Annotated in this window: 25 protein-coding genes and 3 pseudogenes; 13 read left to right on the plus strand and 15 right to left on the minus strand. The window is 65.7% G+C overall.

Going from position 1 to position 25092, the window contains the following annotated elements; all coding sequences use genetic code 11:
• Positions 1-259: 259 nt before the first annotated feature.
• The 3 genes from AC1PLS_RS11820 to AC1PLS_RS11830 form a co-directional block, all read right to left on the minus strand.
• Positions 260-1504, minus strand: coding sequence for an argininosuccinate synthase (locus AC1PLS_RS11820; protein ID WP_481103714.1), 1245 nt, complete (start codon positions 1502-1504; stop codon positions 260-262).
• A 71-nt stretch (positions 1505-1575) separates the two neighbouring features.
• Positions 1576-2601 (minus strand): N-acetylornithine carbamoyltransferase, encoded by a 1026-nt coding sequence (locus AC1PLS_RS11825; protein WP_104569960.1) that lies wholly within the window; start codon positions 2599-2601, stop codon positions 1576-1578.
• Between the two features lie 312 nt (positions 2602-2913).
• The gene (locus tag AC1PLS_RS11830; RefSeq protein WP_065031573.1) at positions 2914-3411 is read right to left on the minus strand and encodes a glycine zipper 2TM domain-containing protein; all 498 of its coding nucleotides are present in this window, start codon (positions 3409-3411) and stop codon (positions 2914-2916) included.
• A gap of 186 nt (positions 3412-3597) precedes the next feature.
• Between AC1PLS_RS11830 and cysS the strand changes: the two genes are divergently transcribed.
• The 3 genes from cysS to AC1PLS_RS11845 all read left to right on the plus strand — a co-directional run bounded on the left by cysS (position 3598) and on the right by AC1PLS_RS11845 (position 7005).
• On the plus strand, positions 3598-5022 hold the full coding sequence (gene cysS, locus AC1PLS_RS11835) for a cysteine--tRNA ligase (protein WP_481103715.1): 1425 nt from the start codon (positions 3598-3600) through the stop codon (positions 5020-5022).
• Between the two features lie 298 nt (positions 5023-5320).
• Positions 5321-5758 (plus strand): SufE family protein, encoded by a 438-nt coding sequence (locus AC1PLS_RS11840; RefSeq protein WP_016903219.1) that lies wholly within the window; start codon positions 5321-5323, stop codon positions 5756-5758.
• Positions 5755-7005, plus strand: coding sequence for an MFS transporter (locus AC1PLS_RS11845; protein WP_481103716.1), 1251 nt, complete (start codon positions 5755-5757; stop codon positions 7003-7005). The genes AC1PLS_RS11840 and AC1PLS_RS11845 overlap by 4 nt, the downstream gene beginning before the upstream one ends.
• Positions 7006-7202: 197 nt before the next feature.
• On the opposite strand, the gene dksA is transcribed toward AC1PLS_RS11845, so the two are convergent.
• Positions 7203-8246: an RNA polymerase-binding protein DksA gene (gene dksA / locus AC1PLS_RS11850; protein ID WP_481103717.1), complete on the minus strand. Its 1044-nt coding sequence runs from the start codon at positions 8244-8246 to the stop codon at positions 7203-7205.
• 90 nt (positions 8247-8336) lie between these two features.
• Here dksA and yidD point away from each other — a divergent pair, with 90 nt between their 5' ends.
• The 6 genes from yidD (at position 8337) to eutC (ending at position 14626) form a co-directional block, all read left to right on the plus strand.
• Positions 8337-8624 (plus strand): membrane protein insertion efficiency factor YidD, encoded by a 288-nt coding sequence (yidD, locus tag AC1PLS_RS11855; RefSeq protein WP_046343020.1) that lies wholly within the window; start codon positions 8337-8339, stop codon positions 8622-8624.
• Complete coding sequence (locus AC1PLS_RS11860) at positions 8621-9970, plus strand: dihydroorotase (protein WP_046343021.1); 1350 nt, start codon at positions 8621-8623, stop codon at positions 9968-9970. Before yidD ends, AC1PLS_RS11860 begins: the two co-directional genes overlap by 4 nt.
• Complete coding sequence (locus AC1PLS_RS11865; protein ID WP_160954545.1) at positions 9970-10809, plus strand: M23 family metallopeptidase; 840 nt, start codon at positions 9970-9972, stop codon at positions 10807-10809. The genes AC1PLS_RS11860 and AC1PLS_RS11865 overlap by 1 nt, the downstream gene beginning before the upstream one ends.
• A gap of 198 nt (positions 10810-11007) precedes the next feature.
• Positions 11008-12372, plus strand: coding sequence for an ethanolamine permease (gene eat / locus AC1PLS_RS11870; RefSeq protein ID WP_481103718.1), 1365 nt, complete (start codon positions 11008-11010; stop codon positions 12370-12372).
• Positions 12369-13778, plus strand: coding sequence for an ethanolamine ammonia-lyase subunit EutB (locus AC1PLS_RS11875; protein ID WP_039521883.1), 1410 nt, complete (start codon positions 12369-12371; stop codon positions 13776-13778). The genes eat and AC1PLS_RS11875 overlap by 4 nt, the downstream gene beginning before the upstream one ends.
• Positions 13775-14626 carry an ethanolamine ammonia-lyase subunit EutC gene (gene eutC / locus AC1PLS_RS11880; RefSeq protein ID WP_481103719.1) on the plus strand — a complete coding sequence of 284 codons (852 nt, stop codon included), beginning with the start codon at positions 13775-13777 and terminating at the stop codon, positions 14624-14626. Before AC1PLS_RS11875 ends, eutC begins: the two co-directional genes overlap by 4 nt.
• 9 nt (positions 14627-14635) lie before the next feature.
• Here eutC and AC1PLS_RS11885 read toward each other — a convergent pair whose 3' ends face one another.
• The 3 genes and pseudogenes from AC1PLS_RS11885 to AC1PLS_RS11895 form a co-directional block, all read right to left on the minus strand.
• Entirely contained in the window at positions 14636-14926 is a 291-nt protein-coding gene (locus AC1PLS_RS11885) for a hypothetical protein (protein WP_046343030.1), read from the minus strand.
• Between the two features lie 176 nt (positions 14927-15102).
• The gene (locus AC1PLS_RS11890) at positions 15103-15591 is read right to left on the minus strand and encodes a pyridoxamine 5'-phosphate oxidase family protein (RefSeq protein WP_024940409.1); all 489 of its coding nucleotides are present in this window, start codon (positions 15589-15591) and stop codon (positions 15103-15105) included.
• Positions 15592-15862: 271 nt separating this feature from the next.
• Positions 15863-16415 (minus strand): annotated as a pseudogene (locus tag AC1PLS_RS11895) (transposase); the annotation flags it as partial.
• Positions 16416-16435: 20 nt separating this feature from the next.
• Between AC1PLS_RS11895 and AC1PLS_RS11900 the strand changes: the two are divergent.
• Both AC1PLS_RS11900 and AC1PLS_RS11905 read left to right on the plus strand, forming a co-directional pair.
• The gene (locus tag AC1PLS_RS11900) at positions 16436-17305 is read left to right on the plus strand and encodes a tetratricopeptide repeat protein (protein WP_184431266.1); all 870 of its coding nucleotides are present in this window, start codon (positions 16436-16438) and stop codon (positions 17303-17305) included.
• Between the two features lie 65 nt (positions 17306-17370).
• Complete coding sequence (locus AC1PLS_RS11905) at positions 17371-17568, plus strand: hypothetical protein (RefSeq protein ID WP_164738893.1); 198 nt, start codon at positions 17371-17373, stop codon at positions 17566-17568.
• Between the two features lie 175 nt (positions 17569-17743).
• Here AC1PLS_RS11905 and AC1PLS_RS11910 read toward each other — a convergent pair.
• Positions 17744-17844: pseudogene (locus AC1PLS_RS11910) on the minus strand (transposase); the annotation flags it as partial.
• Between the two features lie 263 nt (positions 17845-18107).
• Positions 18108-18491 (minus strand): hypothetical protein, encoded by a 384-nt coding sequence (locus AC1PLS_RS11915; protein WP_481103720.1) that lies wholly within the window; start codon positions 18489-18491, stop codon positions 18108-18110.
• Positions 18492-18523: 32 nt separating this feature from the next.
• Between AC1PLS_RS11915 and AC1PLS_RS11920 the strand changes: the two are divergent.
• Positions 18524-18745, plus strand: a pseudogene (locus AC1PLS_RS11920) (putative acyl-CoA thioester hydrolase); the annotation flags it as partial.
• A 175-nt stretch (positions 18746-18920) separates the two neighbouring features.
• Here the strand turns inward: AC1PLS_RS11920 and AC1PLS_RS11925 are convergent.
• The 6 genes from AC1PLS_RS11925 to efp all read right to left on the minus strand — a co-directional run bounded on the left by AC1PLS_RS11925 (position 18921) and on the right by efp (position 23944).
• Positions 18921-19610 (minus strand): isoprenoid biosynthesis enzyme family protein, encoded by a 690-nt coding sequence (locus AC1PLS_RS11925; RefSeq protein ID WP_104607973.1) that lies wholly within the window; start codon positions 19608-19610, stop codon positions 18921-18923.
• Positions 19611-19638: 28 nt separating this feature from the next.
• Complete coding sequence (locus tag AC1PLS_RS11930) at positions 19639-20304, minus strand: phosphoglycolate phosphatase (protein ID WP_184431270.1); 666 nt, start codon at positions 20302-20304, stop codon at positions 19639-19641.
• A gap of 115 nt (positions 20305-20419) precedes the next feature.
• On the minus strand, positions 20420-21139 hold the full coding sequence (ubiG, locus tag AC1PLS_RS11935) for a bifunctional 2-polyprenyl-6-hydroxyphenol methylase/3-demethylubiquinol 3-O-methyltransferase UbiG (protein WP_024940414.1): 720 nt from the start codon (positions 21137-21139) through the stop codon (positions 20420-20422).
• Positions 21140-21168: 29 nt separating this feature from the next.
• Complete coding sequence (locus AC1PLS_RS11940) at positions 21169-22506, minus strand: TRZ/ATZ family hydrolase (RefSeq protein ID WP_184431272.1); 1338 nt, start codon at positions 22504-22506, stop codon at positions 21169-21171.
• 18 nt (positions 22507-22524) lie between these two features.
• Entirely contained in the window at positions 22525-23325 is an 801-nt protein-coding gene (locus tag AC1PLS_RS11945; RefSeq protein WP_481103721.1) for a PA3715 family protein, read from the minus strand.
• 52 nt (positions 23326-23377) lie between these two features.
• Complete coding sequence (efp, locus tag AC1PLS_RS11950; protein ID WP_007962665.1) at positions 23378-23944, minus strand: elongation factor P; 567 nt, start codon at positions 23942-23944, stop codon at positions 23378-23380.
• Positions 23945-24047: 103 nt separating this feature from the next.
• Between efp and epmB the strand changes: the two genes are divergently transcribed.
• Positions 24048-25076: an EF-P beta-lysylation protein EpmB gene (epmB, locus tag AC1PLS_RS11955; protein WP_481103722.1), complete on the plus strand. Its 1029-nt coding sequence runs from the start codon at positions 24048-24050 to the stop codon at positions 25074-25076.
• Positions 25077-25092 lie beyond the last annotated feature (16 nt).

A 25092-nucleotide genomic window follows, 5' to 3' on the forward strand; every position in this document is an offset into this window, starting at 1 on the left:
GCGCAAACAACACCTACAGCGCATCCAGGCCATCCTTCTCCCACCGGGAGAAGGTGCCCCGAAGGGGCGGATGAGGGGACGGGCGAAGCCGAGTGCACCGCATCCTGCGGGAGCTTCGCTCGTACCCTCACATCAACCCCCGCTGCGCGCCCCGGCCCGCGCTTGCGGCGCGGGCGCTCCAAGGCACGCGCGCTAGCGGCGCGTCAGCCGTGCCTTCTCGCCCCGGGGGAGAGGGGCTTTGCATACGTGCCCTGAAACTTCAGCGATTCACCTGGGCATACAGCGTCGAGCTCATCCCGAACAGCTTGATGAAGCCTTCCGCTTCTTCCACGCCCCAGTCGGCCGACTGCGCATAGGTCGCGCCCTTGGTGTTGAGCAGGTGCGGCGAACGCACCGCCACCGCATCGACGCGGCCACCGCGGGTTTCCAGCGTGACCTCGCCATTGACCTTGGCCTGCGACGACTTCAGGAACGCCTCGATGTCGGTCTTGAGCGGGTCGTGATAGAAGCCTTCGTACACCAACTCCACCCACTTGCGCGCCACATCCGGCTTGAAGCGATTCTGCTGCTTGGTCAGCACCGCATCTTCCAGCGCGCGGTGCGCGGTCAGCAGCGAGATCAGGCCCGGCGCTTCGAACACGATGCGGCCCTTCAACCCGATCACGGTATCGCCGGTGTAGACGCCACGGCCCACGCCGTAGGGCGCGAACAGCTTGTTGAGCTGGGCCAGGATCTGCTCGCCCGGCAGCGCCTTGCCATTGAGTTCAACGGCCTCGCCTTCGACGAACTTCAGGGTGACGTTCAGCGGCTCGACCGGCCACTCGCTGCGCGGCGCGCACCAGCCACGCGCACCTTCGCCCGGCGCTTCCCAACGGTCGATCTCGCCGCCGGACATGGTCAGCCCGAGCAGGTTCTCGTTGATGGTGTAGGCCTGCTGCTTGGCGCGCACGCCGAAGCCGCGCTCTTCCAGGTACTTCTGCTCGTAGGCGCGGGTCTGGGTGTGTTCTTTCTGGATCTCGCGGATCGGCGCCACGATCTGGTAATCGCCCAATGCCTTCACTGCCAGGTCGAAACGCACCTGGTCGTTGCCCATGCCGGTGCAACCGTGCGCGATGCTGCGCGTGCCCAGTTCCTCGGCGCGCTTGAGCGCGGCATCGACGATCAGGTAACGGTCGGACACCAGCAACGGATACTGGCCCTGATAGCCCTCGCCCGCCCACACGAACGGCTTGACGAAGCCCTGCCAGATGGCCGGACCGCCATCGACGGTGACATGGCTGGCGGCACCAAGTTCGGCCGCGCGCTTTTCGATGAAATCACGCTCCTCGGCATCCACCCCGCCGGTATCGGCAAACACGGTGTGCACCGCATAGCCCTGCGCCTGCAGATACGGAATGCAGAAGCTGGTATCCAGGCCACCGGAAAACGCCAGGACGATGTCCTTCTTTGTGCCGGGATTGGAGAGTGGGGATTCGGGATTGGTGGAAGCGGTCTGCTGCGACATGGGGGTCTCTTTAGAAGTTGACTAGGTTGGGTCGGGAGCCGGGTTCGCCGTTGCGAATCCCACATCCCCAATCACGAATCCCGGCTGCCCTGGCCCACCAGGGCAGCCATGATCGCCTTCTGCACATGCAGGCGATTCTCGGCTTCATCGATGGCGATGCAGTTGGGCGAATCCATCACCGCGTCGGTGGCCTTGACGTTGCGACGCAGCGGCAGGCAGTGCGAGAACACGCCGTTGTTGGTCAGCGCCATCTTGCGTTCGTCGACGATGAAGTGCTGGTACTGGTCGCGGATCGGCTTTTCCGGCTCCCAATTGCCGAAGAACGGCAACGCGCCCCAGCTCTTGGCATACACCACGTCGGCACCGGCGTAGGCACTGTCGATGTCGTGGCTGACCTGCAGCGAGCCGCCGCTTTCGGCCACGTTCTGCGCTGCCCAGTCCATGTAGCGCGGGTCCAGGATGTAGTCCGGCGTCGGGCACAGCAGGGTCACGTCCATGCCCATGCGGGTGGCGATCGTCAGCGCGGAATTGGCCACCGCGGTGTTCAACGGCTTGGGGTGATAGGTCCAGGTCAGCACGTACTTCTTGCCGCGCAGATCCTGGGTGCCGAAGTGTTCCTGCAACGCCATCGCGTGCGCCAGCTCCTGGCACGGGTGGGTGATGGTCTCCATGTTGATCACCGGTACCGGCGAATACTTGGCGAAGCTCCTGAGCACCTGGTCCTCGCGGTCCTTGGACCAGTCGACGAACTTCGGGAACGCGCGCACGCCGATCAGGTCGACATAACGGCCCAGCACCCGCGCCACTTCGGCGATGTGCTCCTCGGTGTCGCCATCCATCACCGTGCCCAGATTGAACTCGATCGGCCAGGCGTCCTTGCCCGGCTGCAGCACCACCGCATGCCCGCCCAGCTGGAACGCGCCCAGCTCGAAGCTGGTGCGGGTGCGCATGGACGGGTTGAAGAACACCAGCGCGATCGACTTGCCCTTCAGCTCGCTTCCCAGCTTGTTGCGTTTGAACAACGCGGCCTGGGTCAACAGCGCGTCCAGTTCGGCGCGGCTCCAGTCCTGGGTGTTCAAGAAGTGCTTCAGTGACATCGATCGATCCTTGTGCTGCGTGCTTCTGCTGCGTGGTCCGCCAGGAGCGGCGGGGTGCGCGACATGCGCGTTTCTTGCGGTTGAAACTTTTGTGACGTCAAAACGAAAAAACCCAGCCTGCGGGCTGGGTTTTCAACGGCGGAACAGCAAAACGCTCCGGTTACCCAGCGAAAATGTGGGATTCCGGTCGGCGGGCACGCGAGGTCATGCCGGAGGCCATCCGGGCGGCGCTGGTGTCGTGCTGAAAGGCGTTTGCGTACATAGGGCGCGAATCCTCGCATGCATGCGGGCACGGCGCAACCGCCGCGCGGCTCAGCGCGGCGGCGCGACGATGGCGTCGGGGATATAGGGGGTGACCGACACGCGGACGCGCAGCCGGTTACCCGGGTCTTCCGGCAGCCGCGAACGGTACTTGGTGCCCTTGTAGACGTAATCCACATCGAAGGCGATCGGCCGCCGGAACTCGCGCGGCACTTCCACCACCCGGCAGTTGCGCCGTGTGCTGGTCGGCGGCACCGCCATTGGCACGGACGCCGGCTCGGGGCGACGGGAGAACATCTCCTTGACCGAATCCACCATCCGGTTGATACGGCCTTCGTCATCGACCGGTGCCGCTGCCACCGGGGCGACCTGCTCGGCCTCGCACTGTTCCTCCATGCGGGTGGCACGCAGGGTCTGATAGACCGGCTCGACATTGAGCACCTGCGCGTAATCCAGCTTCACGTTCTCGATCACCACCACCCGGTTCTTGGGATCGGTTTCCGCCGCGTGCGCTGACGATGCCTGCCAGGCGAACACACAGAGCAGCAGGAAGAACGGGGAAGGTCGCATCAGTACCAGGAGGGCGCAGCCAGGCAATACGTAAGTGTATGGAGCTTGCGATCCCTTGGGCTGAACGCAGCCCATCCGGTCACCGGCGCTGCTGCGCGCGTGCGGTTGGTTCGCCACATCGCCGCGACCGGCTAGAATCGCCCGGTTATCCTTTTTCAGATGCCGATGAGCCTGCGCCTGCACAACAACCTGACGCGGCGGGTCGAGCCGTTCGCACCGCTCGATCCGTCCAGCCCCACCCTGTATGTGTGCGGCCCCACCGTCTACAACTACGCGCATATCGGCAACGCCCGCGGCCCGGTCGTGTTCGATGTGCTGGCCGCCCTGCTGCGCCGGCGCTACGGCGCGCTGCGCTACGCGCGCAACATCACCGACGTGGACGACAAGATCAACGCCGCCGCGCAGGCGCAGGGTGTGCCGATCTCGACCATCACCGACCGCTTCGCCGCGATCTACCGCCAGGACATGGCCGCGCTCGGCGTGCAGCCGCCGGACATCGAACCGGAAGCGACCGCGCATATCCCGCAGATCGTGGCGATGATCGAGCAGCTGATTGCCAACGGACATGCCTATGCCGCCGAAGGCCATGTGCTGTTCGCGGTGGCCAGCTTTGCGCACTACGGCAAGCTCTCGCGCCGCGACCCGGACGAGATGCTGGCCGGCGCGCGCGTGGACGTGGCGCCGTACAAGCGCGACCCCGGCGACTTCGTGCTGTGGAAGCCCTCCAGCGACGAGCTGCCCGGCTGGGACTCGCCCTGGGGCCGCGGCCGCCCGGGTTGGCATATCGAATGCTCGGCGATGGCTGCCGCGCACCTGGGCCCGACCATCGACATCCATGCCGGCGGCGTGGACCTGCAGTTCCCGCATCACGAGAACGAGATCGCGCAGAGCGAATGCGCGCATGGCGGGGCGACCTTTGCGCGGTTCTGGCTGCACAACGGCATGCTCAATTTCAGCGGCGCCAAGATGAGCAAGTCGCTGGGCAACATCGAGACCGTGCACGACCTGATCGCCCGCCACCCGCCCGAGGCGCTGCGCTACGCACTGCTGAGCGCGCATTACCGGCAGCCGCTGGACTGGTCCGATGGCCTGATCGACCAGGCCAAGAACACGCTGGACCGGCTGTACGGCACCTTGCGCGACCTGGCCGCGGCCGAACACGCTGCCGGGATCGCCCCCGCGCAGCCGGCCACGATTCCCGACGAGGTGGAAGCCGCGCTCGACGACGACCTCAACACCCCGCTTGCATTGTCGGTCATCGCCAGCATTGCCTCCGAGGCCCGCGCGCTGCGCACCCAACTCGCACAGGGCGGCGACGCATCGGCAGGTGTTGCCGCGCTGTCCGGCCTGAAGTCGCGGCTACTCGGCGCAGGCCTGGCGCTGGGCTTGCTGCAGCAGGATCCGGCCGCCTGGTTCTCGCGCGGCACCGACGCCGGCGACGATGCGCGCATCACGGCGCTGGTCGAAGAACGCAATGCCGCCAAGAAAGCGAGGGACTTCGCCCGCGCCGACGCCATCCGCACGCAGCTGGCCGACGAAGGCATCGTGCTGGAAGACACTCCGCAAGGCGTGCGCTGGAAGCGCGCATGACCCTCCTCCCTTCTCCCTTTGGGGGAAGGTGCCCCGTAGGGGCGGATCAGGGTGCGAGCGCAGCCACATGCACCTTCCTTGCGGTAAGGGCGAAGCCACCCGCATCGAATTCCAGCGAGGCTTTGCCCGTACCCTCGCCCCAACCCCCGCTCCGCGCCCCGGCCCGCGCTGGCGGCGCGGGCGCTCCAAGGCACGCGCGCCCATGGCGCGCAAACCGCGCCTTCTCGCCCCGGCACGTGAGGGGCGCCATTGCGGTGTCGCCGGGCAGCGCTACCACCGACCGAATCTGGATTTTCTGATGACCACCACCCCCTTCCCGCTTGAACCCACCGCCGTCGACGCACAGGCCGCCATTGCCGAGGAGTTCTCCTTCTTCGGCGACTGGTCCGAGCGTTACCAGTACCTGATCGACCTGGGCCGCAAGCTGCCCAGCTTCCCCGAACAGTGGAAGACCGAAGAACACCGCCTGCATGGCTGCCAGTCGATGGTGTGGATCGTGCCCGAGGGCAATGCCGAGCGACTGGACTTCCACGCCGTCAGCGACTCGGCGATCGTCTCCGGGCTGATCTATCTGGCCTTGCGCGTGTACTCCGGGCGTAGTGCGCAGGAAATCCTGGCCACCGAGCCGGACTACATCGCCGGCATCGGGCTGGCCAAGCATCTGTCGCCGACCCGCAGCAACGGCGTGGCGGCAATGCTGGCTTTCATCCGCGACACCGCCCGCGCCCAGCAGTGAGCACGCCGACGCCCTCGCCCGCCGCTTCGCTGCGTACGCTGCTCGCCCACCCCGGCTTCGGCCTGGTGCTGCTGTATCGCGTGGCGGCGATGCTGTCGTACCAGATCGTCGCGGTCACGGTCGGCTGGCATATCTACGAGATCACCCGCAATCCGCTCTCGCTCGGGCTGATCGGCCTGGCGGAGATCCTGCCGTTCTTCTGCATCGCGCCGTTTGCCGGCTATCTGGTCGATCATCTGCCGCGCCGACGCCTCGGCATGGTCGCGGTGCTGGGCCTGGTCGCCACTGCGTTGCTGCTGTTGGCCATCGCCCATGGCTGGCTGCCGGTGCAGGGCGTGTGGCCGATCTACGCGGCCATCGCGCTGACCGGTGCGGCGCGCTCGTTCCTGTCGCCGGTCTACAACGCGCTGTTCGCGCGTGCGCTGCCGCGCGAGGCGTTCGCGCGCGGCGCCAGCATCGGCAGCGTCACCTTCCAGGCCGGCATGGTGATCGGCCCGGCGCTGGGCGGCGTACTGGTCGGCTGGGGCGGCAAGGGCCTGGCCTATGGCGTGGCTGCCGGCGTGGCGCTGGTGGCGATCCTGGCGCTGGCGCTGCTGCGTGTCAGCGAGCCGGTCAATACAGGCCCGCGTGCGCCGATCTTCCGCAGCATCGCCGAAGGTGCGCAGTTCGTGCTGTCCAACCAGATCATGCTGGGCGCGATGGCGCTGGACATGTTCTCGGTGCTGCTGGGCGGCGCGGTGTCGATGCTGCCGGCCTTCATCCACGACATCCTGCATTACGGCCCGGAAGGGCTGGGCATCCTGCGCGGCGCCCCGGCACTGGGCTCGATCGTGGTCGGCGTGTGGCTGGCGCGGCACCCGCTGCAGCGCAATGCCGGGCGCATCCTGATGCTGTCGGTGGCCGGCTTCGGGCTGTGCACCATCGCGTTCGGCCTGTCGCGGCATTTCTGGCTGTCGGCGGCGATCCTGCTGGTCTACGGCATGTGCGACGGGGTGTCGGTGGTGGTGCGCCAGACCATCCTGCAGCTGGCCACGCCCGATGCGATGCGCGGCCGGGTGTCGTCGATCAATGGCATCTTCATCGGCTCGTCCAACGAGCTGGGTGCGTTCTACGACGGGGTGATGGCACGCCTGGTCGGCCTGGTGCCGGCCGTGGTGATCGGCGGCTGCGTGACCCTGGTCGTGGTCGCCACCACCGCGTGGAAGGCGCCCAAGCTGCGCAAGCTGGATCTGCGCGACCTGCAGTGAGGTCTGCGGCAGTGAAGTCTGCGACGGTGCCCGCAGGTCTGATCGATATCACCTGATCGATGCCTGCCTGGCCGCATGACACGCGCCAGGCGTGTCGACCACTGCAACGTCCGTTGCGCTTGCACGATGCGCATAAAAAACCCCGCGCATGGCGGGGTCTTTCAGTCGACGGACAAGGCCTGGACCTTGTCGAACGATCAGTCGCCCTGCTGCTTCTGCAGGTGCTCCCAACGCTCCTGGGCGTCGATGGTGCGTTCGGCGGTCAGGCGCGCTTCCAGCCGGTCCAGGCCGATCTCTTCGCCGGTGTCCACGCAGTAACCGTAGTCGCCGTCTTCCAGACGCTTCAGCGTGCTGTCGATCTTGCCGATCAGCTTGCGGTGACGGTCGCGGGTGCGCAGCTCCAGCGAGTTCTCGGTCTCGCGCGTTGCACGCTCGGCTTCGTCGCCGATGTCGCGCACTTCTTCGCGCAGGTTTTCGATGGTCTGCTTGGACTCTTCGATCAGGTCGTTGCGCCAGCTCTGCAGACGCTGACGGAAGTACTCCTGCTGCAGCTTGCTCATGTACTCCTCATCGGCTGCAGGCTTGTAGCCCTGCGGCAGGATCGGACGACCGGTGGCCTCATCGGTCTTGTACTCGACCACCTTGTACTTGGTCTTGGGGGTCGGGCTGGACGGCTTGGAGGTCACGGCCACGGCCACCTTGCCGACCGGACGGGTCGCGGCGGGCTTGGCGGGGGCTTCGGTTTTGGTTGGCGTTTTTGCTGAAGATTTCGAAACGGGCACGGGATTCTTGAGTGACGGGGTCGCAGGCTTTGCCGGCTTCGCAGGGGCGGCCTTGGAGGCCGGTGCGGGCGCGGGCTTTTCAGCCTTGACCGGGACTGACTTGGCCGGAGTCGACTTGGTAGCCGGCTTCGGTACGGACTTGGGCGCCACCGGCTTGGCGGCCGGTTTGGCGGCAGCCGGAGCTGCCTTGTTCGCCGCCGGCTTGGCAGCACGCTTGGCGACAGAAGATTTTACAGGTTTGGCGGCCGCGGGTTTGGACGCTGCGGTCTTGGCGACCGGCGCCGGCTTGGCCGCGGTCTTGCTCGCAGCTGCCTTCTTGGCAACCGCTTGCTTGGCAGCTGGCTTGACCTGCTTGGCGGCCGATTTTGCAGCGGCAGGCGCCGCTGCCTTCTTCGCAACGGGTTTGGCGGACTTCTTGGCGGCCTCTACGGCCTTTTTTGCAGGTTTTTTAGCAGCCACGAAACGCTCATCCTTGGTTCCCCCGGGGCCCGGGAAAGCGGGCCTTTATAGCTTACCCCACGGACCCCCGGCAACCACGTATTAATCCAAGTGGCATATCATTGGCAAGTGATCTCACGCCTGCTCATCGCGCTGCTGCGCTTCTACAAGCGGTTCATCAGCCCCCTGCTGGGGCCGCGCTGCCGTTTCGCGCCCAGTTGCTCGGAATATGCGATGACCGCGATCGGCCGCTTCGGCCCGCTGCGCGGTTGCTGGCTGGCCGCACGCCGGCTTGGCCGCTGCCATCCCTTTCATCCGGGCGGGTTCGATCCCGTCCCCGACGCGCCCGCGTCCTCGCCCGCTTCCCCTTCCTGCAGTTGCAAAGGACCTCATCCATGAGCCGAACCCTCATCGTCAACGCCCGCCTGGTCAATGAAGGCAAGGAATTCGACGCCGATCTGCTGATCGAAGCCGGCCGCATCGCCAAGATCGCCAGCAAGATCGCCCCAGCCGCAGGCGACACCGTGGTGGACGCGGCCGGACGCTGGGTGTTGCCGGGCATGATCGACGACCAGGTGCACTTCCGCGAGCCGGGCCTGACCCACAAGGGCGATATCGCGACCGAATCCGGCGCCGCGGTGGCCGGTGGCCTGACCAGCTTCATGGACATGCCCAACACCAACCCGCCGACCCTGGACGCGGCCGCACTGCAGGCCAAGTACGACGCGGCAGCCGGGCGCGCCTGGGCCAACTACGGCTTCTACATGGGCGCCAGCAACGACAATCTGGCCGCGATCCAGACGCTGGACCCGAAGACCGCCCCGGGCATCAAGGTGTTCATGGGCGCCTCCACCGGCAACATGCTGGTCGACAACCCCGAGACGCTGGACGCGATCTTCCGCGACGCGCCGACGCCGATCATCACCCACTGCGAAGACACCCCCACCATCGATGCGACGCTGGCGCAGTACAAAGAGAAGTACGGCGACGCGTTGACCCCGGAGATGCATCCGGACATCCGCTCGCGCGAGGCTTGCCTGAAATCCTCGCTGCTGGCGGTGTCGCTGGCGCGCAAGCACAACACCCGCCTGCACGTGCTGCATATCTCCACCGCCGACGAGCTGGCGCTGTTCGAAGCCGGCCCGCTGGTCGATGCCGAGGGCAAGCTGCGCAAGCGCATCACCGCCGAGACCTGCATCCACTTCCTGCGCTTCGACCGCAGCGACTACGCGCGGCTGGGCAACCTGATCAAGTGCAACCCCGCGATCAAGGACGCCGACGACCGCCTGGCACTGATCCAGGCGCTGGCCGAGGACGTCATCGACGTGCTCGCCACCGACCACGCGCCGCATACCTGGGAAGAAAAGCAGAAGCCCTACGCACAGGCGCCCTCCGGCCTGCCGCTGGTGCAGTACGCGCTGGTCGCTGCGCTGGAGCTGGTGCACGAGGGCAAGCTGCCGATCACCCGTATCGTGCAGAAGTTCGCGCATGCGCCGGCACAGTTGTTCGATGTGGAAGAGCGCGGCTTCCTGCGCGAGGGCTATTTCGCCGACCTGGTGATGATCGACAACACCCCGTTCACCGTGAAGCGCGAGCAGGTGCTGTCCAAGTGCGGCTGGTCGCCGTTCGAGGGCACCACGTTCCGCTCGCGCATCGCCGCGACCTGGGTCAACGGCCAGCAGGTGTGGGATGGCGAACAATTGATTGGCGCTGCCGCCGGTCAGCGCCTGACCTTCGACCGCTGATGCGCGCAGCCATGGTTGGCGCCTGGCTTGCGTTGGCGCCGCTCTCGCTCGCTGCCGGCAGCGTCGCTGCGCAGTCCGCCGACGCCGCGGAGGTGGTATTTCCGCAAAGCGCTTCGCAGGGCGCGCTGGTGATCGGCAAGGTGCCGGCGGGCAGCCAGGTGCAGTACGCCGGCCGCAGCTTGCGGGTCAGTGGCTATGGCAGCGTGGTGTTCGGCATCGGCCGCGATGCCAGCGGACCGTTGCAGGTGCAGATCACCCGGCCAGATGGCAGCAAACAGACCGCCAGCATCGCAGTGACGCCGCGCGACTGGCCGGTGGAGCGCGTCAACGGCGTGCCGCCCAAGACGGTCAATCCGCCTGCGGCGATCGCCGAGCGGATCAAGCGCGAGCAGGCGCAGGTCACCGCCGCGCGTGACCGCGACGATGCCCGCACCGATTTCGCCCAGGCCTTCATCTGGCCCGTGCAGGGCCGCATCAGCGGGCGCTTCGGCAACGCGCGCGTCTACAACGGCCAGCCCGGTGCCGGCCACTCGGGCATGGACATCGCCGTGCCCACCGGCACGCCGGTCAAGGCACCGGCTGCCGGCGTGGTGACCTTTGCCGCGCCGGACCTGTATCTGACCGGCGGCACGGTGTTGCTGGACCATGGCTTCGGGGTGAGTTCGAATTTTCTGCACCTGTCGCGCATCGACGTGAAGGTGGGCGACCGCGTGGAGCAAGGCCAGGTGATTGCGGCAGTCGGTGCCACCGGGCGCGCGACCGGGCCGCATCTGCATTGGGGGATGAACTGGTTCGATGTACGCATCGATCCGCTGCTGGTGCTTGAGCGCAGCAAATAGCTAGCGCGCGCCGTGTGCCGCCACGGCGGCATGGTGTCTGCGACCCACCCGTTGCGCTTGTGTTCGCCGCAGGGCTTTGGGGTATAACCGGGACGACCGTCGATCGTCACCGGGCAACGGTGGACGATCGGTCACTGGCCGTCGGTCCGGTGCCTAGCCGCCGGACCTGCGTCATCTCCCCTCCCCCGACCGCAGGAGATGTGCGACATGCGCAACGAGCAACTCAAACCCACCCTGGGTACCTGGCAACTGTGGGGGATCGCCGTGGGTCTGGTGATTTCCGGCGAGTATTTCGGCTGGAGCTACGGCTGGGGCACCGCCGGCACGCTGGGTTTTCTGGTGACCACGCTGCTGGTCGCGGTGATGTACACCTGCTTCATCTTCAGCTTTACCGAGCTGACCACCGCCATCCCCAATGCGGGCGGGCCGTTCGCCTACAGCCTGCGCGCATTCGGGACCTACGGCGGCATGCTGGCGGGCCTGGCCACGCTGATCGAATTCGTGTTCGCGCCGCCGGCCATCGCGATGGCAATCGGCGCCTATCTCAACGTGCAGTTCCCGACCCTGGACCCGCGCATCGCCGCGATCGGCGCGTATGCGATCTTCATGGGCTTGAACATCGTCGGCGTGGCGATCGCCGCCACCTTCGAGCTGATCGTGACCTTGCTGGCGGTGATCGAGCTGCTGGTGTTCATGGGCGTGGTGGCGCCGGGCTTCAGCGTTGCGCGCTTTGCCGCCAATGGCTGGGCCGGTAACGATGTGTTCGGCCCGGCTGCCATTTCCGGCATCTTTGCCGCGATTCCGTTTGCGATCTGGTTCTTTCTGGCGATCGAGGGCGCGGCGATGGCGGCCGAAGAGGCCAAGGATCCCAAGCGCACGATTCCGCGCGCCTACATCGCCGGCATCCTCACCCTGGTGGTGCTGGCGCTGGGCGTGATGGTGTTTGCGGGCGGGGTCGGCGACTGGCGTCAGCTCTCCAACATCAACGACCCGTTGCCACAGGCGATGAAGGCCGTGGTCGGCAACAGCTCGACCTGGCTGCATATGCTGGTGTGGATCGGCCTGTTCGGCCTGGTGGCCAGCTTCCACGGCATCATCCTGGGCTATTCGCGGCAGTTCTTCGCGTTGGCGCGTGCCGGGTTCCTGCCGCACGGGCTGGCCAGGCTGTCGCGCTTTCGCACGCCGCATCGCGCGATTCTTGCCGGCGGCGCGATCGGCATCGCAGCGATCTGCAGCGACAGCGTGGTCAAGATCCAGGGCATGTCGCTGACCGCGGCGATGATCACCATGTCGGTGTTCGGCGCGATCGTGATGTATGTGATGAGCATGCTCAGCCTGTTCAAGCTGCGCCGCGCCGAACCCGGGCTGGAGCGCAGCTTTCGCGCGCCGGGCTATCCGGTGGTACCGGCAATCGCGCTGCTGCTGGCGCTGGTGTGTCTGGTGGCGATGGTCTGGTTCAACCCGATCGTGGCGCTGATCTTCGTGGGCCTGCTGCTGTTCGGTGCGCTGTGTTGCGTGCTGAGCTTGCGCAGCCAGGCCACGCCTGCGGCCAATGCCAGATGAGCGGGTTCGCGTTTACCGCCGGCGGCGAGCGCTTCCAGTTTGCCGATCTCAAGACCTTGCTGGCCAAGGCCACGCCGCCGCGCTCGGGCGACCAACTGGCCGGGCTCGCCGCCGACTCCGGGCTGCAGCGGGTGGCCGCGCAGATGGCGCTGGCGGACCTGCCACTGCGTCACTTCCTCGATGAAGCGGTGGTGCCGTACGAATCGGACGAGGTCACCCGCCTGATCGTCGACCAGCACGATGCGGCCGCATTTGCCGCGGTGGCGCATCTCACCGTCGGTGGCTTTCGCGATTGGCTGTTGAGTGCGCAGGCCGACGAAGCGGCACTGGCCGCACTGGCGCCCGGACTGACACCGGAGATGGTGGCGGCAGTCTCGAAGTTGATGCGCGTGCAGGACCTGATCCTGGTCGCGCAGAAGACGCGCGTGGTCACGCGCTTTCGCAATACGCTGGGCTTGCGTGGCCGCCTGTCCACGCGCCTGCAGCCCAACCACCCTACCGACGATGCCACCGGCATCGCCGCCAGCGTGCTCGATGGCCTGTTGTACGGCAACGGCGATGCGGTGATCGGCATCAATCCTGCCAGCGACAGCCTGGCCGCCACCACCGCGTTGCTGCGCATGCTCGATGCGGTGATCACCGGCTACCAGATCCCCACGCAGTCCTGCGTGCTGGCGCACATCACCACCACCATCGACGCGATCAACCGCGGTGTGCCGGTGGACCTGGTGTTCCAGTCGATCGCCGGCACCGAAGCGGCCAACGCCAGCTTCGGCATCAATCTGGCGCTGCTGCAGGAAGGCCATGACGCCGGGGTGTCGCTGCGGCGTGGCAGCGTCGGCGACAACGTGATGTATTTCGAGACCGGCCAGGGCAGCGCGTTATCAGCCAATGCGCATCATGGCGTCGATCAGCAGACCTGCGAGGTACGTGCCTATGCCGTGGCGCGGCAGTTCAAGCCGCTGCTGGTGAACACCGTGGTGGGCTTCATCGGCCCGGAATATCTCTACGACGGCAAGCAGATCATCCGTGCCGGGCTGGAGGATCACTTCTGCGGCAAGCTGCTGGGCGTGCCGATGGGCTGCGACATCTGCTACACCAATCATGCCGAAGCCGACCAGGACGACATGGACGTGCTGCTGACCCTGCTCGGCACCGCCGGCATCAACTTCATCATGGGCATTCCCGGCTCCGACGATGTGATGCTCAACTACCAGACCACCTCGTTCCACGATGCGCTGTATGCGCGCCAGGCGCTCGGGCTGCGCGCTGCGCCCGAGTTCGAGCACTGGCTGGAACAGCAGGGCATCCTGCGCCTGCGCGATGGCCGCTTCGAACTCGGCAGCGAGCTTCCCGCACCGTTCCGGCGTGCGCTGGAGCAATTGAACGCCGGCAGCGTGCAATGAGCAGCCCCACCACCCCTCCGCGCGATGCCTGGGCGCAGCTGCGTCAGCTCACACCGGCGCGCATTGCGCTGGGGCGCGTCGGCACCAGCCTGCCGACCGCGGCACATCTGGATTTCCAGCTTGCGCATGCGCAGGCGCGCGATGCGGTGCATCTGGCACTCGACCCACAGCCGCTGCAGGCAGCGCTGCAACAGCGCGGGCGGGACAGCATTCTGCTGCACAGCGCAGCGGTGGACCGGCACACCTATCTGCAACGTCCGGATCTGGGCCGGCGCCTGGGCGAGGATGCGGCCGCGCACCTGCGTGGCCTGACTGCGGTCCACGGCGGCGGGCACGATATCGCGGTGGTGGTCGCCGACGGACTCTCTGCATTGGCGGTGCATCGACACGCAGCGCAGATGCTGGAGCATATCGACGCGCTGGCTGCGCACGAAGGCTGGTCGTTGGCGCCGGTAGCGTTGATCGCGCAAGGCCGCGTCGCCATCGGCGACGAAGTCGGCGAACTGCTCAAGGCGCGTCTGGTGATCGTGTTGATCGGCGAGCGACCAGGGCTGAGCTCGCCCGACAGCCTGGGCCTGTATCTGACCTACACCCCGCGCGTCGGCCTGACCGACGCCGCGCGCAATTGCATCTCCAATATCCGCGCCGAAGGACTGAGTTACGCCGAAGCCACGCACAAGCTTGCGTACCTGCTGCGCGAATCGTTCCGGCGCAAGCTGTCCGGCGTACAGCTCAAGGACGAGGCCGAGCAACCGGCGCTGCCGTCGGCGGGCGCGTCCGACGCCGCGCCGCGGACGTTTCTGCTTCCTGATGGCGCGCCACCAGACTCTGAAGCTGGGTGCGGCTAGCCAACCTACTTAGGTAAGCGCGCCATCGTGCGGATCGCTGGCCGCATAGGTGCTGGTTGGCAACTCGTTGTCGTGCGGATGGCGCAAGGCGTTGCGTACCTCTTCCGGCAGTTGCGCGACATCCAGCATCACCTTGCCGGAATGCACATCACGCACCACCGACGCAGGCAGCACGAAGTCGCCCCCGTTTTCGATATTGATGACCAGCTCCGCGCCATCCTTGCGCACCTCGCGGACGGCACCGACGCCGACTTCGCCGTCGCGCAGAAACACCATCTGGCCGATTTCGATCTGTTGCATCTTTTTCTCCTCTGTCAGGCAGCGCGTGAACGCGCAGTGCCATGAACGTTCTTGTCTGCAATCCAGGCTGACAACGCCGATCCAGCCTTACGACTGGATCGGCGCTTGCGCAAGCGACAGCAGTGAAATGAGAACGCCTGCACCATCTCGAAGATCGTGCAGGCGTGCAGCAGGCCTCAGCGCAGCGGAACGTCCGCCACCTTGTCCTGGTAATCCTTTTTCGGATCGACGCCGAACAACACCTTGATACCGGCCAGCAGACTGGAACCGTTGAGCCAGATCTGCGCGTGATCGGTGTCCAGACGCAGCAGCGCCAGCTTGGGATCGTCCTTGCCGCCTTCGTACCAGGCAGCCACATGCGGGTTCCACAGGCGCTCAACCACGGCCGGATCGGTGTCTTCGCGCAACGAGCCGCTGATGCTGGCGAACAGGTCGTGCCCCTTGCTGCTGAAGGCGCCGATGACGCGGCGGCCCTGCCCCAGCATGGCAATCAACGCATTGTCCTTAGAGGTGAAGAACCAGATCGGACCACCGCTATCGCCTTCGATCTGCGCGGTCATCGGGCGGGCATGCCCGTCTTCCACGCCATCCAGGCCCAGCATCACGGTGCGATCGGATTTCAGGGCTTTCCAGAATTTTTCCTGCAGCTCTTTGGGGTCTGCCATCTCGATGTCTCACATGCGCGTGTCTACGCGGGTGACTCAGTCTGGAAGTCTCCCCGCCCACGGCATGTGACGATGCGCACTCCTGCCTGCACACGGCGGCAACGCGATCGCCCCCTCTGCAATGGTGCACCTGTATAAATGGCGACCACCCATGCGGCGTGTTTGCGACGCAGTCACCTTGCAGAGCGTGATGCCAGCAAAGCCCTTGAACATTGCGCCTCGACACCGGGCAGCTGTAGCACCCATGTCAGTAAGCTCGCCTGCCAGGCCGCCCGGCATTGGGGCATGCTCCGCACGCCAACGGTTGGGGATAGCGCGTAGGGACCCGGCGCCTGCTGCGACGACGCTGATTGAGCTTCATCAGGACAATACACGCGCCAGGCCCTTTTGTGGTTCCACACCTGTCCGCGACGGCGGATAATCTGGAAAGAGCTTTCCAAAACCACGCTCGGGAAAGCGCTCGGCCACTTCGGACAACAATGCAATGCCCTCCACGTCGCGATCGGGACAACGCCGATAGCGCGCCGTTGAGCGAGCCGCGCCAACCACTGAACAGGCACGGCGCGCGCTCCAACAATGCTGCTCAATGAGCCAGGCAAGAAACGGACGCTTATACGCAGGGTCTACAGCTTTTTTGCGGTTAGATCCTTCAACGCATGGTTGTCCATCGCCAACGCGGCATACATCCGCTTGCGCTTGGCGTGCTCGGCCTCAACATCACGCAGCCGCGGCACGTCCGAGGCTTCCGTGCCGCCGTACCTGGACTTCCAGACGTAGTACGTCGCATCGGAAATACCCGGCTCACGGCACACATCCTTGACCTGCTCGCAAGGCAGGAAACATCATGTGGTTCATGAATAAAAAAAACCTCAGTGACGAGCAGGCGACCGCGCTCAGTGAGCAGGCGTGGGCGGCGTTTCGCGAGCAGGATCTGGACACCGCGCTGGAGTACTTCCAGACCCTTGCCAAGGCGTGCCCCGCCGACCCGCGCTGGATGAACGGCGTTGGCGCCGTGAGCCTGGCGCGTGAAGATCACGCCGACGCTCATCGACACTTCCAGATGGCCGCCGAGCACGATTATCCCGGCGGCCACTACAACCTCGGCATCTTGGCCTATCAGGACGGTGATCACGACGCCGCCCGCCAATACTTCCAGAAAGCCGCCGCGTACGATTGCCCCCGCAGCCACTTCTACCTCGGCAGCATGGCCTATCAGGACGGCGATCACGACGCCGCCGTCGAGCACCTCGACAACGCAGTGCGCCACGATCATGCGGAGGCGCTGAACCTGCTTGGCGACGTCCATCTGCACGCCAAGCGCTACCCGCAGGCCGAGCAGGCCTATCGGCGCGCTGCCGAGCTGGGGAATATCGACGGCTACAACAACCTCGGCCTGCTGTACCTGCAGCTCGAGGACTACCAACAGGCCAGGCAGGCGTTGTTGCAGGCGCTGGAATCCGATCACGTCTACGCCCAGCACAATCTGGCGGTGGCCTACCACCGCCTGAGCGAACTCGAGGCGGCCGAGCGCTGGTATCTGATTTCCTTCTCCAAGCACGGCAACCTGCAGTCGCTGGAGAACCTCGGCCACGTGTATGGCGAAAGTGGGCGTGAAGTCGAGGGCCGGGCGCTAGTCGACGCCTCCGACAAGCTCTACGAAAATCAGCCTCTCAACGATTACGAGCAGGCGTTGATCGATCGTTTGCTGATCTGAATCGCGATGACCTTGCGGAGAATCCTCAACGGCTCTTGAGAGAGGCGCTGGGGTAATGCAGCCATATGGGTGATCTGGGCCTGCCGCCCGATCTGCAGATTAGCGGGATTGCCGTGCTGACCCACGATGTGTCGACACATCCGGCGAAGTACGCGATGCGCCACCGTATCCCGTACACCAGCATCGCCACCCAGCTCACCAAGCTGGCGCCGAAGTTGGCCGTGCATGTGGGCGGCTGCACCCGCGCCGCCGGCCTGATGTAGGACAGCGCAGATCGGCGGATAGCGCCTCAAGGACCTCTTTTGTGTCCTTTCTTTGCCGCCCTGATCACGACGTCCGCCCGTCCTGAGTAGCGGCCGGGTTTAGAGTCCGGGGTTGATGATATCGGTGCCGCCAGCTGTGGGGCATACGTGCGTGCAGCAGTGTCGGGAACCAGTGTTCGTTGAAGCCATGGCGCCGGCACAGTCGTTGATCGCCACGCCCGCTTCGGCTTCGCGCAGGAAGCCAATGATCTGTTCTTCGGAAAAGCGCTTCTTCACGTCCAATCTCCTTCGGCTAGGGAATTGGACTACAAACTGCGGTGCTACTCAAAATCGGGGGACGTCGGTGCTTAGAGGATGAAATTTCCGCGCTGCTATTTGCGAATAGCTTTTTACATGTTATATCCAACCCAATACATGTCAGGGACTTGCCACTCCAATAACTCCACCACTTTGGAATACGTAAACCTAGCCACCCTCGCTACCGCAACTTAAAGCAAATAACAAGTTGCCTAACCTATCTACGGCACAGTTAAAAAGGACTAATACAACACATCAACTACAGCGACTTTTGGCGACTTACCCTCACTATATTTAACAATGACTTTAATGCCTCTCTTTAATTTATGAATGTCATTTGGCCTTACCAACCCTTTCGCAGTATATAGATTCGGTTTTCCAGCAACATTAAGTGATACCTTGAAATTATAGAAGAATTCATCACCATACTTGGCGCCTGTTGGCGACCAGCTTTTAGGCTCGGTAGTAATTATCTCACCATGCCACTCCCCCTTGGTCTTCCAGTTTTTTATATTCACCAACTCGTCTTTATTAGGCTTGAAGATTGAAAGCATTACGAACAAACCAATGGCAGTCATTAAAATGCCGATGATAAATGGCGTTTCAGTTAAAAAATGCATTTTCACCTTTATATAAATAAATGCATCGCGCCAACCCAGGGCGCGCCTGGGACGAGGGCATCGGCAGCCTGTCCGCCTACGTCAACGGAAACTCGCCCAATGGCCAGGTCACGGTGCGCAATTCCAGCCTGGGCAGCCACATCTGCAAGACCGCACCATGCAATGCATCCACCGTCAGCCGCCCGTACTGCAGCAGCACCTGTGTCAATTCGGCCAACCGTTTCTACGAATACGGCAATAGCGGTGCCGGCAGCGCGGACCGACGGCTGCCACACCAGGCCATCCGCGTCGCCGGATCGCAGCGCGTAGACGTTGCCACCCCCGCCTGTCGGCAAGCCGTGTGATGCGTTACGCCGACAGGCGTTGTCGTTTCCTGCGATTGCGGCACCTTCGCCACGTCGTTGGTCGTGCACTAACGGAACCAGATCCGCGCGCTCAGTCCGCGCCGCTGGCAGCACGCCAGCTATGCCACAACTGCTGCACGGGCGGTGGATAGGCGGCCTTGCCGGCAAGCTCGCGCTGCAGGCGCAGGCGCGCCAGCCGCGACCATACCCGGTGCGGGCGCGCCAACGCCGGTTTGCGCGGCCAGGCGCGCAGCAATTGCGTGCGCCATGCGGCGAGCGTCATGTCGCCGGGTGCGGCGCTGTCGCCGGCCACACGCTGGCGTGCGTCCAGCCATTGCAGCGCCACCGCGGTGGCATCGCCAGGCTGGGTGCGCGCAAACAGCGCGGCTTCCACGCCGACCACGGCCTCGGCGAAGGCACGCAATCTCGCCAACGCCTGCTGCAACGCTTGCGGCTGCGCACGGGCGTCCTGCATGGCCGGCAAGGTGTCGGCCAACTGCGCCCATGGCGCAGGCACCGGCTCCAGCACGCGCCCCAGCGGATGGCGAGAACGCTGCTGCGACCAGTCGCGCAACTCCTGCTGCCACCATGCCAGCTTGGCGTCGGCCGGCAACGGGTCGCCGGCGATGTTCATGATGTCTTCCCATTCCTGCAGCAGCGCAAACCAGGCCGCCGTGAGGCGTCGCTGCGGCTCGGGAATGAAGGGCTCGGCAACCGACCATTCCGGCCAGCGCGTGCGCCACTTGTCGAGAAAACTGTCGAGAGCGCTGGATTGGCTCATGGCGGGTCCGGAAGAAAACGAAAGAAGATCAGGTCTGCGGCCACGCCACGGCATCCCACAGCGTCTGCGGCTGCGCGACGAGGACGTCGGCCTGCCAGCGCGACGGCTCGTCGTCATGCAGGCGATAGCCCCACAACACCGCCACCGACGGCATCGCCGCCGCGCGCGCGGCCAGGATGTCGCGCTCGTCGTCGCCGACGTAGACGCAGTGCGCCGGCGCAACGCCGATACGCTCGGCCGCGGTCAGCAAGGGCAGCGGATGCGGCTTGCGCTCGGCCAGCGTATCGCCGCCGATCAGCACCGCGCAGCGCTGCTCCCATCCCAGTTGCGGCAGGATCAGCCGGGCCAGATATTCGGGCTTGTTGGTGACTACGCCCCAGATGCAACCGGCACGCTCCAGCCGCAGCAGCAGTTCTTCGACACCGTCGAACAGCTGCGACTGCGTGCCGATCAAGGCCTCGTAACGACGCAGGAATTCCGGCACAAAGGCATCGCGCTCGACCGCATCGAGGTCGGCAAACGCCACCGCCAGCATCGCGCGCGCGCCCTTGGACACCACCGGACGCAACTGCGCCAAGGCGATTGGCGCACGCCCACGCGCATCCAGCATCGCGTTGACGGTCGCCAGCATGTCCGGCGCGCTATCCAGCAAGGTGCCATCCAGATCGAACAACACCGCACGCGGAAACTTCATTGACGCCCCGCTACTCTGCGCTTGCCTGCGGTCATCGGTAAATTGCGATTCGGCCGACATCAAACACGCACGTGCCGTTGCGAATCCCGAATCTCCACTGCCCAATCCCCGCCCGTCACGGCTTCACCGCATAAGCCAGATAATTGACCTCGGTCCGCGACGACAGGCGCGCACGATTGCGCCACGGCTCGTACACCATGCCGCTGACGTCTTCCAGCTGCAGTTCGGCACTGCGCAACCACGCCGCAAGCTCTGCCGGCTTGATGAAATCCTTGTAGTGATGCGTGCCCCTGGGCAGCAGCCGCGCGATGTACTCGGCGCCGACCACCGCCAGTGCGAACGCGGCCGGGGTGCGGTTGAGCGTGGACAAAAACAGCTTGCCGCCCGGCTTGAGCAGGCTGGCGCAGGCGCGGATGATCGCGGTCGGGTCCGGCACGTGTTCGAGCATTTCCATGCAGGTCACCGCATCGAAACTGCCCGGCTGTTCGGCGGCCAGGTCTTCCACCGACTGCACGCGGTAATCCACCTGGACGCCCGATTCCAGGCTGTGCAGGCGCGCCACCTTGACCAGCTCCGGCGCCAGGTCGATCGCGGTGACCTGGGCGCCCAGGCGCGCCATCGACTCGCTGAGCAGACCGCCGCCGCAGCCGACATCGAGCACGCGCGCGCCGGCCAGGCCCAGCCGCGCGGACACGTAGTCCAGGCGCACCGGATTGAGCGCATGCAGCGGCTTCTGCGGGCCGTCGGCATCCCACCAGCGGTTGGCCAGCGCCGCGAACTTGTCCAGCTCGCTCTGATGGAAGTTGCTGGAATTGGATTGGGGATTCGGATTCATGCGGAGCTCCGTGATGGGGTGACGCGCGCTCAGGCGCGGACGGTGCGGATGCGCTCGCGCCACTGCCGCGCATTGGCGACCAGGGCAGCGGTGTCCATGTCGATGAGCTCGCGCTGCACCAGTTTGGGCTTGCCGGCGATCCACACATCGGTGACCTGATGACGGCCGGCAGCGTAGATCAGTTGCGACAGCACATGATGCAGCGGTTGGGTCTCCAGTGCGGACAGATCCACGCAGACCAGATCGGCCTGCTTGCCGATTTCGATCGAGCCGATCCTGTCGCCGAAGCCCAACGCGCGCGCGCCGCCCAGTGTGGCCGCACGCAGCGTGGTCGCCGCATCCAGTGCGGTGGCATCGTTGGCCACTGCCTTGGCCAGGATCGCCGCCGTGCGGTTCTCGCTGAACATGTCCAGGTCGTTGTTGCTGGCGCAGCCGTCGGTGCCGATCGCCAGGTTGACGCCGGCACGGTGCAGCGCGCAGGCCGGGCAAAAGCCCGAAGCGAGCTTGAGGTTGGACTCCGGGCAATGCACCACGCTGACGCCGCGCTCGGCGCACAGGTGGATTTCCGCCTCGGTGAGCTGGGTCATGTGCACGGCGATCAGGCGGTCGTTGACCAGCCCCAGGCGGTCCAGCCGCGCCAGCGGGCGCTGCCCGTACTGGGCAACCGAATCGGCCACTTCCTGCGCGGTTTCGTGCGTGTGCAGATGCACCGGCAGATCCAGCTGGTCGGCCAGCATGCGCACGCGTTCGAAGTTGGCGTCGTTGACCGTGTACGGCGCATGCGGCGCGAAGGCGGTGCTGATCAGCGGATCGTCGCGCCACTGGTCGTGCAGTTCGCCGGCCCGTGCGAAGTATTCGTCGTCCGATGATGCCCAGGCGGTAGGGAAATCGATGATCACCGCGCCGACCAACGCACGGAACCCGTGCTGCTTGTACACGGCCGCCTGCACATCGGCGAAGAAGTAGTTCTCGTTGACGCAGGTGGTACCGCCACGCAGCATTTCGGCGATCGCCAGCGTGGTGCCGTCGGCGACGAATTCCGGCCCGATCACCGCCGCCTCCACCGGCCAGATGTGCTGCTGCAGCCATACCATCAGCGGCAGATCGTCGGCAACGCCACGCAGCAGCGTCATCGGGTTGTGCGTATGCGCATTGACCAGGCCCGGGATCAGGGCCGCCTCCGGGCGCGAGACGGTCTGCGTCGGCGCAAACCGCAGGCGCGCCTCGGCGGTCGGCAGGATCGCCACGATGACGCCGTTGTGCACCGCCACCGCGTGATCGTCGAGCACCACCGCATGCGGCTCGATCGGCACGACGTAACCGGCTTCGATCAACAGGTCGCAGACTTCGGGAGGGGCATTGGTCATGAGCGGATCCATAAAAGGTTAATTGTCGAACGGCCAGCTGGGATCGCCACCGGCCACAGGCACATAGCGCTGGCCGTCGTAGCGCAGCATCTGGCGCACGCGACGGGTGCGTTCGGTATCGGTGTCGCTGCCAGCGGCGCTCTCCACGGTAGCCACGTTGGCTGTCAGCACGATGTCCGCGTAGCCGGCGTGTACCTGCGGCGCCATGCTCACGCTCAGATTGGCCACTTCGGTGATCACATCGTCCTTGCCCAGACTGCACGGCTCGCCTTTCACACGTTGCCACGCATAGAGATCGCGTTGCAGCACCGGGCGCAGGCTGCGCCCCTCGCGCACCAGCAGGGTCAATGCCTGATTGCTGTAAAAATCCGGGCAGCTGGGCCCGCGCGCGGCACTGCGCACCACCACGCCGATCGCACGCACGCCCGTGGCCAGGTCGTAGCGCGCGGTGTCCAGGCGCAGGCTGTCGGCAGCCAGTTCAAAGGCGGCGTCCTCGCCCATTGCCTGCGCGTAGAACGCCAGCACCTTGCCGCTGGCGGCATCGAGCATGGCCACGCGCAACTCGAGGTCGCGCTCGCCAGGCACGGTCTCCGCGTCGCCGGCAAATGCGATTGCCGCCAGCCGGATCGCCGCATCGTTCGGCCACGGCTTGCAGCTCTGGGCCACCAGACGGTCGGCCGGCACCGTGGCAGCAGCGCCGCCCACGACGCCGGAGGTTGCAATGGCCGCAACGGCGGCCACGTCATCGGCATCGCAGGTTGCGGCAGCCGATTGCGCAAACGCCGGGCACGCAAGCAGCGCACCCCACAGCCCCAACACGACACTGGCACCGCGTCCCGCTCGATCAGGCCAGTGTCCCGGACGCATCGTCTTACTTGACGCGCGCCGAGTATTCGCCCGAGCGGGTGTCGACCTTGATGATTTCGTCCTGGTTAACGAACAGCGGCACACGCACCACCGCGCCGGTTTCCAGCGTCGCCGGCTTGCCGCCGCCGCCGGAGGTATCGCCGCGCACGCCCGGATCGGTCTCGGTGATCTTCAGCTCGACGAAGTTCGGCGGCTGCACCCAGATCGGCGTGCCGTTCCACAGCGTCACGATGCAGTCTTCCTCGCCCTTGAGCCACTTGTCGGCGCCACCCATGCCGGCCTTGTCGGTCTGCACCTGCTCGAAGGTTTCCGGGTCCATGAAGTGCCAGTACTCGCCGTCGCTGTACAGGTAGCGCATGTCGGTATCGACCACGTCGGCCACTTCCACGTCGTCGGTCGCCTTCATGGTCATTTCGACCACGCGGCCGGACTTGATGAAGCGGTACTTCATGCGGGTGAAGGCCTGGCCCTTGCCCGGCTTGACGTATTCGGTCTCGGTGATGACCGCCGGCTCGTTGTTGACCAGGATCTTCATGCCGTTCTTGACGTCGTTCATGCCAACAGTGGCCATGGTGCAGCTCCTCGATAAGACCACGACCTGCCACAGGCCGTGGCAGGTCGGATTAGAATGGGGCGCCCGCCGCAACCGGCGGGCATTGGTTTTGTGACCGCACATGATACCCGCAGCCCCCCTCGCCTTGCAGCCATCTCCGCCGCCCACCCTGCAACCGCCGCGCTGGCAGCAACAGTGGCGCGACGCCGTGCGCGACCCGCGCGCGCTGCTGGCGCTGCTGGGCCTGGACACGCAGGCGGCCGGGATCAGCGACGCGGCCGCCGCGCAGTTCCCGCTGCGGGTGCCGCAGGCATTCGTGGCGCGCATGCGCCGTGGCGACCTGCACGACCCGCTGCTGCGCCAGGTGCTGCCGCTGGACGATGAAATGCGGCCGGTGCCCGGCTTCGGCCTGGATGCGGTCGGCGATGGCGCCGCCAAGACCGCCGACGGGGTGATCCAGAAATACCGCGGCCGCGCGCTGCTGATCGCCACCGGCAGCTGCGCGGTGCACTGCCGCTACTGCTTCCGCCGCCACTTCCCGTATGCCGAGGAAACCGCCGCGCGCGACGGCTGGCGCGACGCGGTCGCCGCGATCGCGGCCGACCCTGGCATCGACGAAGTGCTGCTGTCCGGCGGCGACCCACTGTCGCTGGCCACCGGCAAGCTGGCCGAACTCACCGACGCGCTGGCTGCCATCGGCCACATCAAGCGCCTGCGCATCCACAGCCGGCTGCCGATCGTGCTGCCCGAGCGCGTCGACGCGCCGCTGCTGGCCTGGCTGCGCAGCCTGCCGTGGCCGGTGGCCTTCGTGGTGCATGCCAACCACGCCAACGAATTCGATACCGCCGTGGACGATGCCATGCGCGCCCTGCGCGGGGCCGGCGCGCAGTTGCTCAACCAGGCCGTGCTGCTGCGCGGCGTCAACGACAGCGTGGACGCGCTGGCGGCCCTGAGCGAACGCAGCTTCGCCGCCGGCGTGCTGCCGTATTACCTGCATCAGCTCGACCGGGTGGCCGGCGTGGCGCATTTCGAAGTGGACGATGCGCGCGCGCGCGCGCTGCACACCGAGCTGGCCGCGCGCCTGTCCGGCTACCTGGTGCCGCGCCTGGTGCGCGAAATTCCCGGCGACACCGGCAAACGTCCGCTGTAACCACCAGCTCGAACAC

It is taken from the genome of Xanthomonas sp. NCPPB 3218, assembly GCF_056725185.1.

What these genes read in the sequence shown, in the direction of transcription:
- AC1PLS_RS11825 (WP_104569960.1), bottom strand. Translation starts at nt 2,601, where the DNA reads ATGTCACTGAAGCACTTCTTGAACACCCAGGACTGGAGCCGCGCCGAA.
- epmB (WP_481103722.1), top strand. Translation starts at nt 24,048, where the DNA reads ATGATACCCGCAGCCCCCCTCGCCTTGCAGCCATCTCCGCCGCCCACC.
- eat (WP_481103718.1), top strand. Translation starts at nt 11,008, where the DNA reads ATGTGCGACATGCGCAACGAGCAACTCAAACCCACCCTGGGTACCTGG.
- AC1PLS_RS11925 (WP_104607973.1), bottom strand. Translation starts at nt 19,610, where the DNA reads ATGAGCCAATCCAGCGCTCTCGACAGTTTTCTCGACAAGTGGCGCACG.
- AC1PLS_RS11865 (WP_160954545.1), top strand. Translation starts at nt 9,970, where the DNA reads ATGCGCGCAGCCATGGTTGGCGCCTGGCTTGCGTTGGCGCCGCTCTCG.
- ubiG (WP_024940414.1), bottom strand. Translation starts at nt 21,139, where the DNA reads ATGAATCCGAATCCCCAATCCAATTCCAGCAACTTCCATCAGAGCGAG.
- AC1PLS_RS11820 (WP_481103714.1), bottom strand. Translation starts at nt 1,504, where the DNA reads ATGTCGCAGCAGACCGCTTCCACCAATCCCGAATCCCCACTCTCCAAT.
- AC1PLS_RS11930 (WP_184431270.1), bottom strand. Translation starts at nt 20,304, where the DNA reads ATGAAGTTTCCGCGTGCGGTGTTGTTCGATCTGGATGGCACCTTGCTG.
- efp (WP_007962665.1), bottom strand. Translation starts at nt 23,944, where the DNA reads ATGGCCACTGTTGGCATGAACGACGTCAAGAACGGCATGAAGATCCTG.
- AC1PLS_RS11840 (WP_016903219.1), top strand. Translation starts at nt 5,321, where the DNA reads ATGACCACCACCCCCTTCCCGCTTGAACCCACCGCCGTCGACGCACAG.
- AC1PLS_RS11890 (WP_024940409.1), bottom strand. Translation starts at nt 15,591, where the DNA reads ATGGCAGACCCCAAAGAGCTGCAGGAAAAATTCTGGAAAGCCCTGAAA.
- AC1PLS_RS11905 (WP_164738893.1), top strand. Translation starts at nt 17,371, where the DNA reads ATGGGTGATCTGGGCCTGCCGCCCGATCTGCAGATTAGCGGGATTGCC.
- cysS (WP_481103715.1), top strand. Translation starts at nt 3,598, where the DNA reads ATGAGCCTGCGCCTGCACAACAACCTGACGCGGCGGGTCGAGCCGTTC.
- eutC (WP_481103719.1), top strand. Translation starts at nt 13,775, where the DNA reads ATGAGCAGCCCCACCACCCCTCCGCGCGATGCCTGGGCGCAGCTGCGT.
- AC1PLS_RS11875 (WP_039521883.1), top strand. Translation starts at nt 12,369, where the DNA reads ATGAGCGGGTTCGCGTTTACCGCCGGCGGCGAGCGCTTCCAGTTTGCC.
- AC1PLS_RS11900 (WP_184431266.1), top strand. Translation starts at nt 16,436, where the DNA reads ATGTGGTTCATGAATAAAAAAAACCTCAGTGACGAGCAGGCGACCGCG.
- AC1PLS_RS11885 (WP_046343030.1), bottom strand. Translation starts at nt 14,926, where the DNA reads ATGCAACAGATCGAAATCGGCCAGATGGTGTTTCTGCGCGACGGCGAA.
- AC1PLS_RS11940 (WP_184431272.1), bottom strand. Translation starts at nt 22,506, where the DNA reads ATGACCAATGCCCCTCCCGAAGTCTGCGACCTGTTGATCGAAGCCGGT.
- AC1PLS_RS11860 (WP_046343021.1), top strand. Translation starts at nt 8,621, where the DNA reads ATGAGCCGAACCCTCATCGTCAACGCCCGCCTGGTCAATGAAGGCAAG.